Raw genomic sequence first — 2,010 nt, 5'->3', positions numbered from 1 at the left:
GCCGATGCTTACCTACGTGCGCAATCTGACGGTCGACGGCGACAGGGTCACCGCCGACCGGGAGACCCCCGACGGGGTGTTCACGCTGGAGGCGACGCTGCCGGCGGTGGTGAGCGTCAACGAGAAGACCCCCGAGGGCCGCTTCCCGTCGTTCAAGGGCATCATGGCCGCCAAGAAGAAGGAAGTCACCGTGCTGTCCCTGGCCGAGATCGGGGTGGAGGCCGACGAGGTCGGTCTGGCCAACGCCGGTTCGACGGTGACCGCGTCGACCCCGAAGCCGCCCAAGACCGCTGGCGAGAAGGTCACCGACGAAGGCGACGGCGGTACCAAGATCGCCGAATATCTCGTTGCCCAGAAAATCATCTAGCGACACCAGACCACAGGGAAGAGACGACATGGCTGAAGTACTGGTGCTCGCCGAGCACGCCGACGGGGAGCTGAGAAAGGCCAGCTCCGAATTGATCACCGCAGCCCGTGTGTTGGGCGAGCCGGCCGCGGTCGTGGTCGGTGCGCCGGGCACCGCCGCGCCGCTGATCGACGGGCTGAAGGCCGCCGGAGCCGCCAAGATCTACATCGCCGAGTCCGACACGGTGGCCGCCTACCCGGTCACCCCGGTGGTCGACGTGCTGGCCGCGCTCACAGCATCGACCACCCCGGCGGGGGTGCTGTTGGCCGCCACGGTCGACGGCAACGAGATCGGTGCCCGGCTGGCGGCCCGGATCGGGTCCGGCCTGCTGGTCGGCGTCATCGACGTCAAGGAGGGCGGGAAGGTCGTGTACTCGGTCTTCGGTGGGGAGTTCACCGTGGCGGCCCAGGCCACCGGGGACGCCCCGGTGATCACCGTGCGGGGAGGATCGATCGAGCCCCAGCCGGCGGACGGCGCCGGCGAGCAGGTCACCGTCGAAGTGCCGGCACCGGCGGAGAACGCCACCAAGATCACCGCGCGCGAGCCCGCGGCCGCCAGCGAGCGCCCGGAGCTCACCGAGGCCGCCATCGTGGTGGCTGGCGGCCGTGGAGTCGGCAGTGCGGAGAACTTCCGCGTCGTCGAGGAGCTGGCCGACGCGCTGGGTGGCGCGGTCGGCGCGTCGCGCGCGGCCGTGGACTCCGGGTATTACCCAGGGCAGTTCCAGATCGGCCAGACCGGCAAGACCGTGTCGCCGCAGCTCTACATCGCGCTGGGCATCTCCGGGGCGATCCAGCACCGCGCCGGCATGCAGACGTCCAAGACCATCGTGGTGGTCAACAAGGACGAGGAGGCGCCGATCTTCGAGATCGCCGACTACGGCATCGTCGGTGATCTTTTCAAGGTCGCCCCACAGCTGACCGAGGCGGCCAAAGCCCGCAAGGGTTAAGGCTTCCCAGCGAAGGCACCCACTTCTGGCGTGCCGGGGGCGTCCGCGTCCCCCACAACTCGTCACCGAGCGTACATCGACGCGTTACGCGGTGATTGCCCCAGCGTCCCACGGGTAGGGAACCGTGCTGACTGTGAGCACTGCATCCGTCCTGATCGCCGCCGACCCAGCCTCCTCTTCCCGCCCATCGACCGACACCCCGCGGTACTCGCTGCTGGTGACCACGGACCCCGCCCTGGTCGAGGCCGCGCAGCGGCTGCGTCACGACGTGTTCAGCACCGAGCCGGGCTTCGTCTTGTCCGGATCTGCCGGCGGCTGCGGCGGCTCCACCGGACTGGATGCCGACCGATTCGACCAATACTGCGACCACCTGCTGGTGCGTGACGACGCCTCCGGTGTCCTGGTCGGCTGCTACCGGATGCTGCCCCCGACCGCTGCGATCGCCGCCGGAGGGCTCTACAGCGCCGGTGAGTTCGACATCACCCCGCTGGACCCGCTGCGGCCGTGGCTGGTCGAGATGGGTCGCGCGGTAGTGCGGCCGGGCCACCGCAACGGCGCGGTGGTGCTGCTGATGTGGGCCGGCATCCTGGCCTACGCGGACCGGTACGGATACGACTTCGTCTCCGGTTGCGTCTCGGTCCCGGTCCACGGCCAGGGA

Annotated in this window: 3 protein-coding genes; all 3 read left to right on the top strand. The window is 69.6% G+C overall.

The features are described from left to right. The coding region (locus AC2VON_RS18775; RefSeq protein ID WP_486954313.1) for an electron transfer flavoprotein subunit beta/FixA family protein at positions 1 to 367 on the top strand (367 nt) is incomplete at its 5' end. Positions 368 to 395: 28 nt separating this feature from the next. Beyond that, complete coding sequence (locus AC2VON_RS18770) at positions 396 to 1,352, top strand: electron transfer flavoprotein subunit alpha/FixB family protein (RefSeq protein ID WP_486954312.1); 957 nt, start codon at positions 396 to 398, stop codon at positions 1,350 to 1,352. 133 nt (positions 1,353 to 1,485) lie between these two features. After that, positions 1,486 to 2,010: GNAT family N-acetyltransferase (locus AC2VON_RS18765; RefSeq protein WP_486954311.1), on the top strand; the 525-nt coding region annotated here is incomplete at its 3' end.

The organism is Mycobacterium sp. TH-M82, assembly GCF_057473605.1.
Note: the sequence above shows the minus strand (reverse complement) of the source record. Positions and strands in the feature narration are given on the sequence as shown.